Raw genomic sequence first — 15229 nt, 5'->3', positions numbered from 1 at the left:
CCGATGAGCAAATCACACACTCTCGTTGCACCGGTCGAAACTGACCTCACAGGATTCGACCTGATCAACACACCGATGCTCAACAAAGGAACGGCTTTTACCGAAGAGGAACGCTGTGCGTTTCGTCTGCACGGATTGCTGCCACCGCATGTCGGCACGCTCGAAGAGCAGGTCGAACGCCGGCTGAAGGTGCTGCGCGCCTTCGCCACGGACTTCGAGCGCTACGCATTCCTGCGCGAGCTGCAGGACAGCGACGAGACGCTGTTCTACGCGCTGATCGCCAGCAATCTAGAAGAGACCCTGCCACTGGTCTATACACCGACCGTTGGCGAAGGCTGCCAGCGCTTCAGCGAAATCTGGCACAAGCCGCGCGGCGTCTTTATCAGCTATCCAAACATGCACCGTATTCGCGAGATTCTGTCGGATGCCCGCTTCGATCGGGTGCGCATCATTGTCGTCAGCGATGGCGAGCGGATCCTGGGGCTCGGCGATCAGGGCGCCGGCGGCATGGGCATCTCGATCGGCAAGCTGGCGCTCTATACCGCCTGTGCAGGCATCCATCCGGACGAAACTCTGCCGGTCCTGCTCGATGTCGGAACAAACAACCAGGAACGCCTCCACGATCCGCTCTATGTCGGCTGGCGGCATGAGCGCATAGGCGGCGACGAGTACGATGCCTTCGTCGAAGAATTCGTCACGGCCGTGACAGAGCGCTGGCCCGACGTGCTGCTCCATTGGGAGGACTTCGCCGGCTCCAACGCCGCCCGCCTCCTCGCGCGCTATCGCGATAGGCTGTGCACCTTCAACGATGATATCCAAGGCACCGCCGCCATCGCGGCCAGCTCGCTTCTCGCCGCCGTCAATGTCACCGGCGTGCCGCTAACGGCGCAGCGCATCGCCGTGCTCGGCGCCGGATCGGCCGGATGCGGCATCGCCTCCCTGCTGCTCCAGGCGATGGTCGATGCCGGTGCCGACGAGGCCGAGGCACGCCGCCACTTCTTCCTTGTCGACCGCAACGGACTGCTCGTCGAGGGCATGCCGGACATCACGCCGGCGCAGAAGCCGTTCCTTCAGAAACCGGAGGCCGTCGCCGGCTGGAAACGAGAGGCACAGAACGCAGTCGGCCTGCTCGATGTGGTATCCAATGCTCATCCGACGGTGCTGATCGGGGTTTCGGGGCAGGCCGGTGCCTTCACCGAGTTTGTCGTTCGCACCATGGCGCGGCATGTCGAGCGGCCGGTCATCTTCCCGCTGTCCAATCCGACCTCGCGCAGCGAAGCAACACCAGAGCAGCTCATGGCCTGGAGCGAGGGCCGCGCGCTCATCGGCACGGGGAGTCCATTCCCGCCGCTTCACTGGAACGACCAGACACGGAAGGTCAATCAAACCAACAATTCCTACGTCTTTCCGGGCCTCGGGCTGGGCGTCCTCGCCGCCGGCGCGCGCCGAATCACCGATGCGATGTTCATGGTCGCCGGAAAGACCGTGGCCGCCATGTCGCCCACGGTCAGGGACAAGGATGGGCTGCTCCTCCCGCCTGTCTCCGACCTGCGCAGCGTCGCAGTGGCCGTCGCGAAGGCCGTCGCCCGTCAGGCGCAGGCTGATGGCGTCGCGGAGCCTTGCGATGCGGCCACCCTCGACGCCCGCGTCGAGGCGCGCGTCTGGGAGCCGCACTATCGGCCTTATCGGAAGCGCGGCTGAAAACCGGACCTGCGCGGCACATCGGATGTCGCGCGGGTCCAACGCGTCTCACGGACCAGTCCGACAGCTCCAGTGAGAAGCGAGGCGAGCTTGTGGCGGCCTAAGAAGCTGTTGCGAAATTAGTTCATGCAGGGCTTTAGCCTGCTCCAGCAAATCAGTGAACAGGCAAGGGACAGGAAGGCTTCGTGGACATGGGCATACCGCTCGTATCGAATCTTCAGGCGTCTGAACGAGTGGAGCCAAGCAATCGAGCGCTCCACGACCCGGCGCGTTTTGCCGAGCCCACTGCCGTGAGGCGAGCCGATTTTAAGCAAGCACGGGCGTAATGCCGCGCTTGCGCAAGCGCTGTCGGTGCGGCTCGGAACTGTATCCCCGGTCGCCTTGGACGATTTTCGACTTGCGCAGTGGGCGTCCGCGCCTTCCGCGAATGGGAGGAATCGCCTCGACCAGCTCATCGAGTTGCGTGATGTCGTTGCAGTTCGCGCCGGTTCAGGATGACCGCGAGCGGGATGCCTTGCGCGTCGACGATAGGGTGATGCTTGCTGCCGAGCTTGCGCCGGTCTGTTGGGTTCGGACCGGTTTTTTTCCCGCCAGCATGGCGCGAACCGAGGAGCTGTCGACAATGGCGCGCGCCATGTCGAGTTGGCCGCGCCGGCGCAATTCGGCAAGCAGTATCTCGTGGATGCGTTGCCAGACGCCAGCCTCCTGCCACGCAACCAGACGCCGCCAGCATGCGGTGCCCGAGCCACAGCCCATCTCTTGCGGCAGTAGGTTCCAGGCGATGCCAGAGCGCAGCGCGAATACGATGCCAGTCAGCACCGCTCGGTCTGACGTCGGCTTGCGCCCTGCATATCGGCGGTTGCGCGGCGCTCGCGCCGGCAACAACGGTTCGATGAGTGACCACAGTTCGTCGTCTATCAATTCTCCGGGCGTCGCTTCCTGTCAGGCAAAACAAGACAGGAAGTTAACGCCCGCTCGAAAAAGTTAACAGACTCTCTGGGCAATTTCGCAAAAGCTTCTAAGTGGCACGCCTGTTTACCTTGAAGATTGGCTTGCGCTTCTCCAGAAAGGCCTTGGCGCCCCAACCGGTCTGCAGCTTCAAATCATGCGTCATGCGCCGATCAGCCCGCGCGCGTAGTGGTCGAGTAGTAGCGCGGCGAAGAGCAGCGAGAGGTAGACAATCGAGTAGCGGAACGTCTTGCGCGCGAGCGCATCGGAATATTCCCGGTAGATCTTCCACGCGTAGCCGAGAAAGACCGCACCGAGCAGCACAGCCGATGCGATATACACAACGCCGCTCATCTCGGAGATGAACGGCATCAGCGACGCCGCGAAAAGAATGATCGTATAGAGCAGGATGTGCAGCCGCGTGAACTGCTCGCCATGCGTGTTTGGCAGCATCGGCAGGCCAGCCTTCTCATAGTCTTGGCGGCGATAGAGCGCAAGCGACCAGAAATGCGGCGGCGTCCAGACGAAAATGATGAGCACGAGAAGCCACGCATCACCGGGCACGTGTCCCGTTACTGCGGCCCAGCCGAGCGCCGGCGGCATCGCGCCCGAGGCTCCGCCGATCACGATATTCTGCGGCGTGGCCGGCTTCAGCAGCAGCGTGTAGACGATGGCATACCCGACGAACGTCGCGAACGTGAGCCACATCGTCAGCGCGTTCGTGAATACGTAGAGCGTAAGCATTCCGAAGCCGCCGAGCACAGCCGAGAACAGCAGAATCTGCGCCGTCGTGATCTCTCCGCGCGCAGAAGGGCGCCATGCCGTGCGCCGCATCTTCGCGTCTATCTTCTGCTCGATTAGGCAGTTGATCGCGAACGCGGCGCCAGCGACAAGCCAGATGCCGATGGCTCCGGCGATCAACACCGCCCACGGTACCATGCCCGGCGTCGAGAGAAACATGCCGATGACGGCGCAAAAAACGGCCAACTGCGTCACACGCGGCTTTGTTAGCGCAAAATACCGCGAGACGCTAGAGCCGACGCTGCGGGAAAGTGTTATTCTGCCCATGTGCCCCTACGCTTTAGTCAGTGGAGTTTCACGCGCGGCAGCGTCGATCGCCGCAACCAATGAGCGATCGTATCGAGCGCCATTCGCGCGTAGTCGTGCAGTACTGTAATATGCCGTGCCTTCATCGCGCGCAGCCGTGATTTCCAGTATGCGTCAGATACCGATCGACTACCGTGTCGTGCGCGTGGGCCGCGGCTCTTCCGACTACCCACCATACCATCCACCCAAACGGCATCTTCTGAGGCGGCGATGCGAGATTTTCAGTCAGCTATTCCGGCGCATTGATCAAACGTCCACAGAAACAACATATAACGTTGCGCTCGGCCGAGACATTGGATGTTTATGTAATCCGAGGCACGTCTAGTGTTCTGTCCCGTAAGAAACTTTATTAATAATAAGGGGCAGATGGTCACTACCTTTGAGAGGAGCGAGCATGGGACGAGAGGTAATCAAGGTGGAAGTGTCAGCCGGCGAACGAGAGCAACTCACCTCAATGAGCCGTTCACGATCGCTGCCTCACCCGCTGGCGCGCCGAGCGAAGCTCATATTGATGGTGGCTGACGGTCGTCCCAATTTAGAGATTGCAGCGAAGTGTGGGGTGAGCCCACCTGCGGTGACTTTCTGGAAGAAGGTGCCCCTTTGATTTCGGTGCAATTTACCGGGATAGCTGCCCCGAGCATTCATGCGGGTTTCCGGGCGATTTCCTGGAAATACCACGACAAATCAATAGGTTGCTGTCTGCTATTGCTTGTTTTTTGGTGGTGCACTAAACGGCACATTCGCGCTCTGGGGCATTGCGACCCCTTCTCATTGCCGCTACCCTCCGCAGTCCGTCTCACGCTTGGGAGAGCGCGATGGATCACTGGCGGTTGGCCTACCTCGGGATGCGGCAGATCCCTCGGGAACTCAGCGAGTTCGAGCTTGCCACGTTCTTCACCTAGTCGCCCAAGGCATGGGCGCTGATTGATGCTCGGCGCAGCCCTTGGTATCGCCTGGCCGTTGCCGTACACATCGGCTTTATCCGCATGACGGGACGCACGCTGGACGCCTGCAAGCAAGTGCCCAGATTTCTCTGGGCGCATGTCGGGGCTCAGGTCGGTGTGACACCGCCGGATATGGGTACGCTCAACGCGCTCTACGACGGGCGCACAGATACATTGGCACACCACCAATTGTTGGCCTATCAAGCCCTCGGCTTCAGTCCGACGGCTGAGCATCAGCGCCGCTATGTTACGCGCTGGCTCAAGGAACGTTTGACGGGTCAGCCGAGCCGCACCGAGCTGTTTCACGAACTGAAGCGCTGGCTGTACGAACATCGAATACTGATACCCCATGACCGGGCACTAAAACGACTGATCAGTCAGGCCGTCGCGACGGCGGAAACGGCGCTTGCCGTCGCCCTGGTGCGCGCCTATGGGGCTGCCTCCCTGGACGTTTGGGGCACATCGCTGGCGCACCCGCATGGTGACCGCGCCAGCCTGCAACAATGGCTTTGGACCGTCCCTTTGCGAACCTCGACCCATCAGATGGGGAAATTGCTCGACAAGATCGAACTCCTTTACAAGATGGGCATTCACCGAAACTGGCCGGCGGCGTGCAATGAAGCGCTGGTACGCTACTACGCCAAGCGCTGTGCCAATCGTCCGGCATCAGTGAGCAAGCGAGTCGCGCAGCAACCCCGCCGTTTGGAAGCTGCTTGCTTTCTGCGTTACGCTTTATGCGCCGCCACGGACCAATTGGCGACCATGTTGCGACACGGGATTCAGAAATCCGTCAACGACGTTCGGCGCCTGATTGACGCTGGCCGACCGGACCCTGACACCCAGATGCGAGAGTTCGCGACTGCGGTCAAAGCGCTGGCCGCGGATGAGGTGCTAACCCGTGAAGCACTCTGCCAGCAGCTGTCGGCGTTGGCCGATGCAGCGCTTAACAGGCCGCTGAAATACCTCCGGCAGACGTCAGCGCGGCGACTGGCTGAAGCGTTGATCTGAGGACTCCATCCAACCCAACATTTCATGCGCGGCGCTGACACCTTCACCGAGAGTTTGTTCACCATGCGGCGGCTGGATGAATTCGTGCCGAAGGCCCATCCGCTGCGCTCGATCCGCACCATGGCCAATCAGGCGCTGGCAAAGATTGACCGGTTGTTCGCGCAGATGTATGAGGCCGATATCAAGGGCGGTCGGCCCAGCATCGCGCCGGAGAAGTTGCTGCGGGCCATGCTGCTGCAGGTGCTTCACAGCATTCGTTCGGAGCGTCAGCTCATGGAGCAGACGCAGTACAACCTGCTGTTTCGCTGGTTCATTGGCTTGGCCATGGATGATGTGGTCTGGGTGCCCACCGTGTTCAGCAAGAACCGCGAACGGCTTATCAAGCACGATGCGGTGATCGAGTTCTTCAACGAGGTGCTGGCCATCGCGCAGAAGAAGAACTGGCTGTCGGGCGAGCACTTCAGCGTCGACGGCACGCTGATTCAGGCGTGGGCAGGCCACAAGAGCTTCGTGCGCAAGGACGGCGACGACGAGGACGACAGCGGCGGCGCCAACTTCAAGGGCCGCAAGCGCAGCAACGAGACGCATGCGTCCAAGACCGATCCCGATGCCAAGCTGTACCGCAAGGGCAAAGCCGCCAGTGAGCTGCGCTACATGGGCCATACCCTGAGCGACAACCGACACGGACTGGTGGTGAGCGCCATGGTGACTAATGCGGACGGACACGCCGAGCGCGAAGCCGCGAAGGTCATGCTCAACGATGCCAGGCAGGTAACTGAAGACCTAAATGTGGAAGTCACCGTTGGTGCGGACAAAGGCTACGATGCGCAGGAATTCATTCAAGCCTGCCTGGAAATGAAGGTAACGCCCCACGTGGCACAGAACACCTCGGGGCGGCGCTCGGCCGTTCCTGATGCCATTGCTTGCAGCGCCGGTTATGCCGTCTCGCAGCAGAAGCGCAAGCTGATCGAACAAGGCTTTGGCTGGGCCAAGACTGTGGGGCGCATGCGCCAGGTAATGGTGCGCGGACTAAAGAAGGTTGACCAGATGTTTGTGCTGAGCATGGCCGCCTATAACCTCGTGCGCATGCGCTCGCTGGGACAAATCCGTCCGCAGTGGCAGTAATCGCATTAATGAGGCCGGCAATGGGCGCCAAATCGCCGAAAACGTCGATGCAGTGACGCCCAGCTCCCGGATTGTGAAAAAAGCGAACCCATCAGCGCCTCTTTGGGGAAGCTCTGGCTCTTGCGCGATGAGTACTTCAGCAGCCTGTTAACCGGCGTGCGCCCAGCCGTGCCAGCCTGATCCGCATGCAACTCCTGTCACGGCACCGCCAGGCCCGAGCCCTGCTCGGCAAGTTGGTTCTGCTGCCCTTCTCTGCCCAGTCGGCACACCCAGTGATCGACGCGTTGACCGTTCTGCAGGAACTTTACGCGATAAAGACCGACTCTCTTCCCGACCAGATCACGATTCGACTCGGCCGCGCCTGGCAACCCGCTATGGAGGGACAGGACCGTCAGCGGGCGCTGGCCGCCTTCGAGTGGGGCACGTTATTCGCTCTACGGGTGGCACTGCGCAACGGCTCAGTCTTTCTTGCGCACAGCTTTGCCTTCCGAAGCCAAGCGGCGCTTTTGATCGGCGCCAGCGATTGGAAGGCTAAACGCAACCACTTCTATGGCCATCTCAAGTTGCCGCAGGATGCTCAGGCATTTTTGTTGCCGGTGATCGCGCATCTGGACGAAGGCCTCGTCAAGCTGAGGGACGCTGTCTTGTGTGGGAAGCTCAAGATTGACGATGCGATCCACATCGATCCCTTGGTGGCGAGCGCTACGCCCGCGTCGGTGGAGACATTGCGACGCGCACTGTTCGAGCGGCACCCCGGCGGCCAGCTTCCTGAGATCCTGCTCGAGATCGACAGTGCCACGCACTTCAGTTGGCTCTTGCTGGGGAGGGAGCCGCATTCCCGCAGCGAATTGCTATTGGTCTACGCAGCCATACTCGCGCATGGCACGTCGATGTCAGCTGCGGATCTCGCCCGAATGGTGCCGGAGCTGTCGCCGCCAGCGATCCGGCAGATGATGCATCGTATCGCGGACGAACGGAAGCTGCGCCACGCAGCAGAAGCCGTGCTGACCTTCATGCACCAGCACCCGATTGCCCAGCATTGGGGACGCTCCGATCTGGCGTCGTCAGACATGAAGTCGTTGGAAACGACACGCTCTGTCTGGCAAGCGCGGGCCGACCCGCGTCGGCGGACGGCATCGATCGGGATGTACACTCACGTTCGCGATCGCTGGGGCATTTTCTATGACCAGCCAATTCTGCTTAATGAGCGGCAAGCCGGTGCAGCAATCGAGGGCGTGATCCGACAAGGTGGGTCGGAAGACGTGGCGCAACTTGCTGTGGATACGCACGGCTTTACAGATTTCGCCATGAGCCTGTCACGGCTGTTGGGCTTTGATCTCTGCCCGCGACTGGCCCACCTGCGCGACCGGCGCCTGCATGTCCCCAGGCACCACGCCGTGCCGAGCCAACTGGTTGCCGTCACCGACGCCGATGTTCGACTGAGCCTCATTGAGCGCGCCTGGGATGAACTGGTACGGATTGCCGCATCCGTGCAAAGTGGGCAGTGCACTGCAGTTCAGGCACTCACGTGCTTTGGCGTGGCGGCACGCGGGCAGCTTGTCTATGAGGCCGGAGTGCATCTCGGACGGCTGTTTCGTACGATCTTCCTGATCGACTATTTCACGAATACCGCATTTCGCCATGAGATGCAGCACGCGTTGAACCGCGGTGAAGCGGTGCACATTGTTCAGCGGGCGATCCATCACGGCAAGATACCGCTCGAGCTGGCGAGACATGACGCGTCGCTGGCGGCCGTGTCATCGGCCTTGACTTTGCTATCCAATGCAGTCATGGCTTGGAATACGATGCACATGCAACGCAGTTGGGACATCCTTGAACGAGTCGGGGCCGAGACAGTGCGCCCTGTGGACCTGCGGCATATCGGGCCCACCCATCTCGAGGGGATCAATCTGCGAGGGACTTTCGAGTTTCCGATCGCGCGCTATGCGCATCGGCTCATGCCCACGGTGGCGCTCCAATCCGACTCCCTTGCGCGGTGGCGTACGGCATAACCATCCCGCTTCGAAAGGACGGTACCCAGAAATTCATACCTCTGGGCTCGCAACATCCGCGGTGTACTCCTCCAGCCGGGAGGACTCAGGGCCGCATTCGGCTATTCGGAAGCTCGCCGCCCTTCCCCGCCACCGCCGCCCGCGAGCGTCGGGCGCCGAGGGCAGTCAGCAAGCACTTGATTTCATTGAAATTTCTCATGTCCACCTGCCGGAAACCCGCATAAATACTAGGGGCGGCTACCCCTGTAAATTGCAGCGGAAACAAAGGCATACCTACTACGGCGCATTGGATCCCCGGCGCAGCTTTGTCGAAACCGCTGCCACCGGCGAATTTGTCTGCTGCCAGGATCGCCTCTCCGAACAGGACATCGCGCGTAGCGAGTTTTTTCAGGACTACCAGCTTCCGTCAGGTCTGCGCTATCTGATGGGCGTACGCCTAGCTCGCGCAGGCAGTGGTGACATTCTGCTGGGCTTGCTGCGAGCGAAAGACAGGCCGCCCTACACACTGGAAGAGCGCGCCGCAGCGGCGGGCCTGGTCGGGCACCTGCAGCGCTCCATCAACCTCTGGCAGGACGCCAGGATCCTGCATCGCGACGCCGCGCTTGGCAATGAACTGATGGAGCAACTGGGCCTTGCGGTGTTCGCGCTGGACAGGAGTTTTCGGCTGGTCTTTGCCAACCAGGCTGCTGAAGCGATGCTCCGCGCAACCACCTGCCTGAAACTGGAACATGGGCGACTGTCGGCGACCACAGCAGCCGAGAATGATGGCATGCAGGCGGCCATGGCGCGCGTGGGAAAGACGCGCAAGGGGGAAAGCCTGGCGGTGCGGGCCGCATCGGGGGCGCCACCCGAAGTATTTCTCAATATCACATGCCTTCCCGGCCAGGACACGCGCGCGGCGTTTGGCGATGCAACCATCCTTGTTACAGCCAGGCGGCGCGGCACGGCGCCGCTGGTTACCGCGAGACAGTTGCAGGGGGCTTTCAGGCTGTCAACGGCCGAGGCGGCAGTGGCTGAAGCGTTGATTTGCGGCAAGACCCCTGACGAGTACGCCGCCAGCGCCAGGGTTTCGCTCGCCACCGTGCGTACGCAGCTGCGGGCGATTTTCGAGAAGACAAACACGCGATCCCAGGCTGAAGCCGTGGGGGCAATGCTGTGGGTGCTATCGCAGGCGAAGGGTGATCGCTAACGTTTCCCGATACCAGCGCGCCCCTCCCTACCTTGAAGTAGCTCGCCCAGCCGCGTAGCGTGCGATTCAGCTTGCCCACCAACTCCGTGGTATCGAGCCATGTCATCGAAAGGGCCGTCAACGCACGGATCTTCTCGACCATGCGTCGGATGCTCTTCTTCGACGGTCGCATAGCCATACGGGCCTGGCCAGTCGTCGCTGAATACATCCGCCCAAACGTGTAGCCCAGGAGACCGCACCAAAACGGGGGCAAACGACCGGACCACCGCTGAGAGGCCAATGAGCCACCTAGAATTCGCGCATGGCATCCGATCCTCGGGCGGCGACCTCCTTCCTTCAGCTGCGAATTACGCTGCGCGGCTTGAACCCGCCGGTTTGGCGACGCTTGCTCATTCCCGAGCACATCACACTGGGGCGGCTACACGATGTAATCCAGGCGGTCGTGGGCTGGACGGACGAACATCTGCACCAGTTCACCATTCGAGGCCGGCAGTACGGCGAAGCCCGAGAGGGTGCCCTGCAATTTTCCACGACGGCTACCGCACTGACGCTGAGCGCCTTCGCGCTGCGCGAGCATGAAGGCTTCTTCTATGTGTACGACTTCAACGCATGGTGGCATTGAACGCCTCTTTTCTGGCGCGCTGGACTGGGATCTGATCGCCCTTTACTGGCAGGACCTGATGCAGGTCGCGTTGTAGATTCAGGCCGGGACGATATCCTCTCCCCTCCTCCTGCGCCGGTTGGGGTCGGATAGTCGCAAGAATCGACTCCTTTTTGCCGCCCAGGAACTGGGCAAGGTTGTGCGCACCGTGTTTCTGCTGGAGTGGATCGGCAGCCGAGATCTGCGCCAGGAAATCATCGCGACCACCAACAAGATCGAATCCTACAATGGCTTTGCCAAGTGGTTCTCGTTCGGTGGCGATATGTTGGCAGTAAACGATCCCGACGAGCAGCAAAAACGATTGCGCTATAACGATCTGATCGCCTCCGCAGTAATCCTGCAGAACGCCGCCGACATGATGCGGGCGCTTCGGGCCATGGAGAAGGAAGGCATCCGGGTCGACGTGGATGACTTGGCTCCCCCATACAGCCGCTCTGCCAACCATGCGGTTACTCCAGCGAAAACCCGCCGCCAAACGGCTCCGCGTAGTTAGCGTCAGCGCGCAGGACTTCAAACTCCGGCATTTCGGCAAACCGCGTTACTTGCACGTCGACGTGGCGCCGCCACACTTCCAACGAGCCGGATTGGACCGCCAGCGCCAAGTAGCTTTTGTGCTTGCGCGAAGGGTAGCGAAATCCGAGCGGGGCCGCATCGCCAGAAAGGCCGGCCAGAACTTCGAGCATCCGCAGGCCAAACCACTGGCACCAGGCATGGTCGCCGTGGATATGGTCGTAGATGCCTAGCTTGCTGAGAGCTGTGCCGTGGAGATCGAGGATCCGGATGTCCGTTTGCAGTGAATGTCGCGATCAAGCCTTTCTCGGCAACGTCTGGCGGGATATAGAACGTGCCGGGCTGCGTCAAGTCGTTGGCGCAGAAGCCGGACTCCCACAGGGCAGTCGTCAGGCCTTGGGCCGCGTACATCCAGTAGTCAGAAAAACGTCCGTCGGTTCCAGCAAACTCGGCGGGCGGGCCGAACCGGTAGGTCCGCTGGACGTACGGCGGAACGACCGCGGCGGGATGGCGGACCGCGCGGAAAACGTGCGTGCCGGCGGGCAGGAGAATCCCGCGCCGACCAGTGCCTGGCGCAGGAGATCGGTCGGAGGAAGGGTTACAGCAATATGCTCGGGCGCAGCAATATTTGGCGTCGTCATCAGCTGATCAAGTCCGTACTGCGCGAGGGCAGCGCGCCCAGCTGCGCGATCACCCTGCCCTGCCGCTCGCTGGCGGATTGGGCAAGGTGGCCACGCTGCGCGGCGGTGAGCGCCGCACGCGATTCGAACGCCCTGCCCGCCAGCAACTCGGCCGGCGTCAGGTCATCGAAGGCGTCGACCGGTGTTACCCAGAACGCATGGATTTCGCTGCTCGGCAGGTCTGTCATCTGGCGCAGGACCGGAGCCAGCAGCTCCGGCACTGGTGGCGCGAATTGCCAGGCCGGGAATGCGCGGCCGATCGCCTTGCCGCGGGGGGTGACACAGTAAAAGCGTGCATCCTCCACCGCGCGGTACAGCGTCGCCTGCGACATGGCCACCAGGCCCTGTGCAATGACTTCCGAGGGCTTCAGGTATGACACGGCGAGTCGGTCCTCGACGCCTCCCGCCGGCGAACCAGGGTGCCCGAGCGTTGCCGTCAGGCACTGGCGCACGATCGCCATCAGGGCGCGCTCGCCCGCGTCGATGGTGTGCTCCAGCTGCTCGTCGATATCGTGAACCAATTTCTCTACCAGTTGAGCGTCGCCGGCAGCGCCGGACGCGAACGAGGTGCGCGGTGTCATACCTACTCCTTCAGATGACAACAGGCGGCGGCGCCGGATGAATGGCCGCTTCCTGATCGGCCCGCCGGCAGGACCGCAGGTGCTGCGCGGCGAACGACATGGCCCGCGACACCAGTACCGAAAGTCGATGTACGCGATCGGAATCACCCTTCGCAAGTTTCTCAAGATGTGGGGCTAAAGGCATCCTCGAACTGGGCCCAAGCTGTCTACGTGTACCGCATACATCGCTTTCTACGTGGGAAGTGCCACTGACCCCAGAGCCATTACCGACTACGCGCAGCACGCCCTCGTTGCGACAGACCCATAGCCTGAGAATTCGAGCCAGCCTTTCTGAGACTTCCCGCAAGTCCCATTGCCGCGAGTCGAGGTCGGATCCGCTCGGCCGTCGCTTCGCGCAGCTTGGCGATCAGTAACGTCTGCAACGCCTTGAAATTGGCTTCATTGCCCTCGAATCGCGACCGTCAGACCAGCCCGTACCAGCCTAGCACCGCGCCGCCCGCCAGCAGCCAGAGCATGTGAATGCGGACGCGCCAGACGATCAGCGCGGTCAGCACCGTCAGCACCCACAGCGGCCAGTCGCGCGCCGCGACGTCGTTGACGGCGGTCAGCGTCCACGACGTCGCGATCAGCAGCGCGATGACGATGGGAGCCATGCCCTGCCGGAACGCCAGCACGCCACGCAGGTCGCGGTTGCGATGCCCCCAGCGCGCGGCGAGGTAGGTCAGCGTCGTGCTGGGCAGCAGGATACCGGACATGGTCAGCGCGACGCCAAGGAGCCCGGTCGAGACCCCGCCAGCGTTCATGCCGACGTTCCAGCCCAGCAGCGCGATGAACAGCACGTTGGGCCCGGGCGCGGCCTGGGCGAGGGTCACCGACGTATTGAACTGTCCGTCGCTGAGCCAGTGCTGCTGCTCCACGAGGTAGCGGTACATATCGGGCGCGGTGGTGATGGCCCCGCCGATCGACAGCAGGGAAAGCGAAACGTAGTGCAGGAAGAGATCAAGCCACTCAGCCCATCCCAGGGAAAGCGACAGCGCGCCGGTCATGGCTTCAGCCTCCGGTAGGTGAGCACGTAGGCCGTACCGCCTAGCCCGAGCAGCACGTAGACCAGCGGCCAGCGCAGCAGCGCCACCGCCGCGAAGCAGCAGCACCCGAGCACGATGGCAAGCGGGATGCCCAACGGATTGGTGCGGATCGCGCTCATCAGCCGCAGCCCCGTGGCGGCGAACAGGCCCGCGGCCACAGCACCCGTGCCGCGCAGAGCGCCAGCCACACCGGGGTGCTCGGCGAAGCGGGCATGCAGCATCTCCAGCAGCAGCACAAGCACCAGCGGCAGCGTGAGGATGCCCGCGAGCGCGGCCAGCGCGCCGGCCAGCCCGAAAGACCGACCGCCGATCATTAGCGCCAGGTTGACCACGTTCGGGCCCGGCATGACCTGGGCGACGGCCCAGTCCTCGATGAACTCCTCGCGCGTCAGCCAGCGCTTGCGCTCCACCAGTTCCTGCTGAACCACGGCCAGCACCCCCCCGAACCCCTGCAGGCCCAGCAGCGTGAAGGTGACGAACAGGTCGGCCGAGGACCGGGGGTGGCTGCGTTCCTCGCCGGTTTCCGATGGCTTAGCGCCGAGTGCAGCGGTGACTGACTTTGGTGACATTGCTGATGTGTTGTTGGCTGTTGCGACTGCTATTACCGCTATTGCTGTTTGATGCCGAGCTGCGCGATGGTCTTGCTCCACCGCGCCATGTCGGCGTCGACGATGCCGACGAACCGCTCGCGTGGCATCGCTTCCACTTCGATTCCCTCGTGGGCGAGCTTTGCCACGACCTCCTTGTCCTGAAGGGCCTTCTCCACCGCGTTGTACAGCTTCTGCACCACGGCGGGCGGGGTGCCGGCGGGCGCGAAGAAGCCATACCAAGGCGCGTACTCGAAGTTCTTGATGCCAGCCTCTTCCAGCGTCGGTAGGTTCGGCAGGGCCGGGGAACGCTTTTTCCCCGAGGTGGCGATCGGACGGACCATGCCCGAGTTGATGAACGGCATCACGGCCGGAATGGTCAGCAGCATCGACTGGATCTGACCCGACACCAGCTCCGTCAGCGCCGGGCCGGACCCCTTGTAGGGCACGTGCTGGAGCGTCGTGCCGGTCATCATGCCGAGTACCGCCATGGGCAGGTGGCCCGCGCTGCCGACGCCACCCGAGCCGTAGTTGATCGCGCCGGGCTTCGCCTTCGCCAGCGTGAGGAAGTCGCTCATGGTCCTGACGGGCAGGCTCTTCGTCACGACCAGCACGTTGGGCGTGGCGCCGACATAAGCCACCGGCAGGATGTCGCGCTTCGTGTTGTATGGCAGGTGGCTGTACAGCGAGTCGCTGAAAACGAGCCCCATGTGGTGGACCATCAGCGTGTACCCGTCGGGGGCGGAGCGCGCGAGCATCGCCGTGGCGATGGTGCCGCCTGCCCCGCCGCGGTTGTCGACGACGAAGGGCTGGCCCAGTTCGCGTTGCAGCTTCACCGCCAGCACGCGCGCGACCAGGTCGACCGTGCCGCCGGCGGCGAACGGCGCCAGGATGGTGACCGGCTTGGTGGGCCAGTCGGTCCCCTGCGTCGCCCAGGCCGCGGGGACAGCAGGGGCGGAAATCAGTGCGACGCCCGCGCAGATCGCGGGAAGCTTCCGAATGAACATGCCCGTCTCCTCATGCGGCCTTGTTCGGCCTGTCTGCTTGTATTCGATGCCGCCATCGCTGCTCCGCGGGTCCCAGCGCCGAGG

Annotated in this window: 11 protein-coding genes and 4 pseudogenes; 7 read left to right on the top strand and 8 right to left on the bottom strand. The window is 62.5% G+C overall.

The window, feature by feature from the left end; all coding sequences use genetic code 11:
* Positions 1 to 3 precede the first annotated feature (3 nt).
* Positions 4 to 1701: an NAD-dependent malic enzyme gene (locus K307_RS02355; RefSeq protein ID WP_042876070.1), complete on the top strand. Its 1698-nt coding sequence runs from the start codon at positions 4 to 6 to the stop codon at positions 1699 to 1701.
* Between the two features lie 119 nt (positions 1702 to 1820).
* Here K307_RS02355 and K307_RS45260 read toward each other — a convergent pair.
* A pseudogene (locus K307_RS45260) lies at positions 1821 to 2622 on the bottom strand (IS5 family transposase).
* 189 nt (positions 2623 to 2811) lie between these two features.
* Positions 2812 to 3717, bottom strand: coding sequence for a heme o synthase (gene cyoE, locus K307_RS02345; RefSeq protein ID WP_042876066.1), 906 nt, complete (start codon positions 3715 to 3717; stop codon positions 2812 to 2814).
* Between the two features lie 959 nt (positions 3718 to 4676).
* On the opposite strand from cyoE, the gene K307_RS44070 reads away from it, so the two are divergent.
* The 4 genes and pseudogenes from K307_RS44070 to K307_RS02325 all read left to right on the top strand — a co-directional run bounded on the left by K307_RS44070 (position 4677) and on the right by K307_RS02325 (position 10034).
* On the top strand, positions 4677 to 5708 hold the full coding sequence (locus K307_RS44070; protein ID WP_419187134.1) for a DUF4158 domain-containing protein: 1032 nt from the start codon (positions 4677 to 4679) through the stop codon (positions 5706 to 5708).
* Positions 5709 to 5732: 24 nt separating this feature from the next.
* A complete protein-coding gene (locus K307_RS02335; RefSeq protein WP_042876049.1) occupies positions 5733 to 6833 on the top strand; it encodes an IS5 family transposase in 1101 nt (366 codons plus the stop codon).
* 164 nt (positions 6834 to 6997) lie between these two features.
* Positions 6998 to 8845, top strand: a pseudogene (locus tag K307_RS02330) (Tn3 family transposase); the annotation flags it as partial.
* A 61-nt stretch (positions 8846 to 8906) separates the two neighbouring features.
* Entirely contained in the window at positions 8907 to 10034 is a 1128-nt protein-coding gene (locus K307_RS02325) for a helix-turn-helix transcriptional regulator (RefSeq protein ID WP_230625418.1), read from the top strand.
* A gap of 37 nt (positions 10035 to 10071) precedes the next feature.
* On the opposite strand, the pseudogene K307_RS50240 reads toward K307_RS02325, so the two are convergent.
* A pseudogene (locus K307_RS50240) lies at positions 10072 to 10176 on the bottom strand (group II intron maturase-specific domain-containing protein); the annotation flags it as partial.
* Between the two features lie 159 nt (positions 10177 to 10335).
* On the opposite strand from K307_RS50240, the gene K307_RS02320 reads away from it, so the two are divergent.
* Both K307_RS02320 and K307_RS45250 read left to right on the top strand, forming a co-directional pair.
* Entirely contained in the window at positions 10336 to 10656 is a 321-nt protein-coding gene (locus K307_RS02320; protein ID WP_051974578.1) for a plasmid pRiA4b ORF-3 family protein, read from the top strand.
* A pseudogene (locus tag K307_RS45250) lies at positions 10652 to 11066 on the top strand (Tn3 family transposase); the annotation flags it as partial. The gene K307_RS02320 and the pseudogene K307_RS45250, both read left to right, overlap by 5 nt.
* A gap of 78 nt (positions 11067 to 11144) precedes the next feature.
* On the opposite strand, the gene K307_RS02310 reads toward K307_RS45250, so the two are convergent.
* The 5 genes from K307_RS02310 to K307_RS02290 all read right to left on the bottom strand — a co-directional run bounded on the left by K307_RS02310 (position 11145) and on the right by K307_RS02290 (position 15145).
* Positions 11145 to 11378, bottom strand: a complete 234-nt coding sequence (locus K307_RS02310; RefSeq protein WP_042876063.1) for a hypothetical protein — start codon at positions 11376 to 11378, stop codon at positions 11145 to 11147.
* Between the two features lie 467 nt (positions 11379 to 11845).
* Positions 11846 to 12466: a hypothetical protein gene (locus tag K307_RS02305; protein WP_042876062.1), complete on the bottom strand. Its 621-nt coding sequence runs from the start codon at positions 12464 to 12466 to the stop codon at positions 11846 to 11848.
* A gap of 461 nt (positions 12467 to 12927) precedes the next feature.
* Positions 12928 to 13512: a chromate transporter gene (locus K307_RS02300; protein ID WP_042876061.1), complete on the bottom strand. Its 585-nt coding sequence runs from the start codon at positions 13510 to 13512 to the stop codon at positions 12928 to 12930.
* The gene (locus K307_RS02295) at positions 13509 to 14120 is read right to left on the bottom strand and encodes a chromate transporter (protein ID WP_042876059.1); all 612 of its coding nucleotides are present in this window, start codon (positions 14118 to 14120) and stop codon (positions 13509 to 13511) included. The genes K307_RS02300 and K307_RS02295 overlap by 4 nt, the downstream gene beginning before the upstream one ends.
* 38 nt (positions 14121 to 14158) lie before the next feature.
* Positions 14159 to 15145: a Bug family tripartite tricarboxylate transporter substrate binding protein gene (locus K307_RS02290; protein ID WP_042876058.1), complete on the bottom strand. Its 987-nt coding sequence runs from the start codon at positions 15143 to 15145 to the stop codon at positions 14159 to 14161.
* Positions 15146 to 15229: the final 84 nt, after the last annotated feature.

This window comes from Cupriavidus necator A5-1 (assembly GCF_000744095.1).
In the GTDB taxonomy this organism is placed as follows: domain Bacteria; phylum Pseudomonadota; class Gammaproteobacteria; order Burkholderiales; family Burkholderiaceae; genus Cupriavidus; species Cupriavidus necator_A.
Note: the sequence above shows the minus strand (reverse complement) of the source record. Positions and strands in the feature narration are given on the sequence as shown.

Bases quoted from the DNA above. Each gene is read 5' to 3' on its own strand.
- K307_RS02310 (WP_042876063.1), bottom strand. From the start codon at position 11,378: ATGCTCGAAGTTCTGGCCGGCCTTTCTGGCGATGCGGCCCCGCTCGGA.
- cyoE (WP_042876066.1), bottom strand. From the start codon at position 3,717: ATGGGCAGAATAACACTTTCCCGCAGCGTCGGCTCTAGCGTCTCGCGG.
- K307_RS02300 (WP_042876061.1), bottom strand. From the start codon at position 13,512: ATGACCGGCGCGCTGTCGCTTTCCCTGGGATGGGCTGAGTGGCTTGAT.
- K307_RS02335 (WP_042876049.1), top strand. From the start codon at position 5,733: ATGCGCGGCGCTGACACCTTCACCGAGAGTTTGTTCACCATGCGGCGG.
- K307_RS02305 (WP_042876062.1), bottom strand. From the start codon at position 12,466: ATGACACCGCGCACCTCGTTCGCGTCCGGCGCTGCCGGCGACGCTCAA.
- K307_RS02290 (WP_042876058.1), bottom strand. From the start codon at position 15,145: ATGTTCATTCGGAAGCTTCCCGCGATCTGCGCGGGCGTCGCACTGATT.
- K307_RS02295 (WP_042876059.1), bottom strand. From the start codon at position 14,120: ATGTCACCAAAGTCAGTCACCGCTGCACTCGGCGCTAAGCCATCGGAA.
- K307_RS02355 (WP_042876070.1), top strand. From the start codon at position 4: ATGAGCAAATCACACACTCTCGTTGCACCGGTCGAAACTGACCTCACA.
- K307_RS02320 (WP_051974578.1), top strand. From the start codon at position 10,336: ATGGCATCCGATCCTCGGGCGGCGACCTCCTTCCTTCAGCTGCGAATT.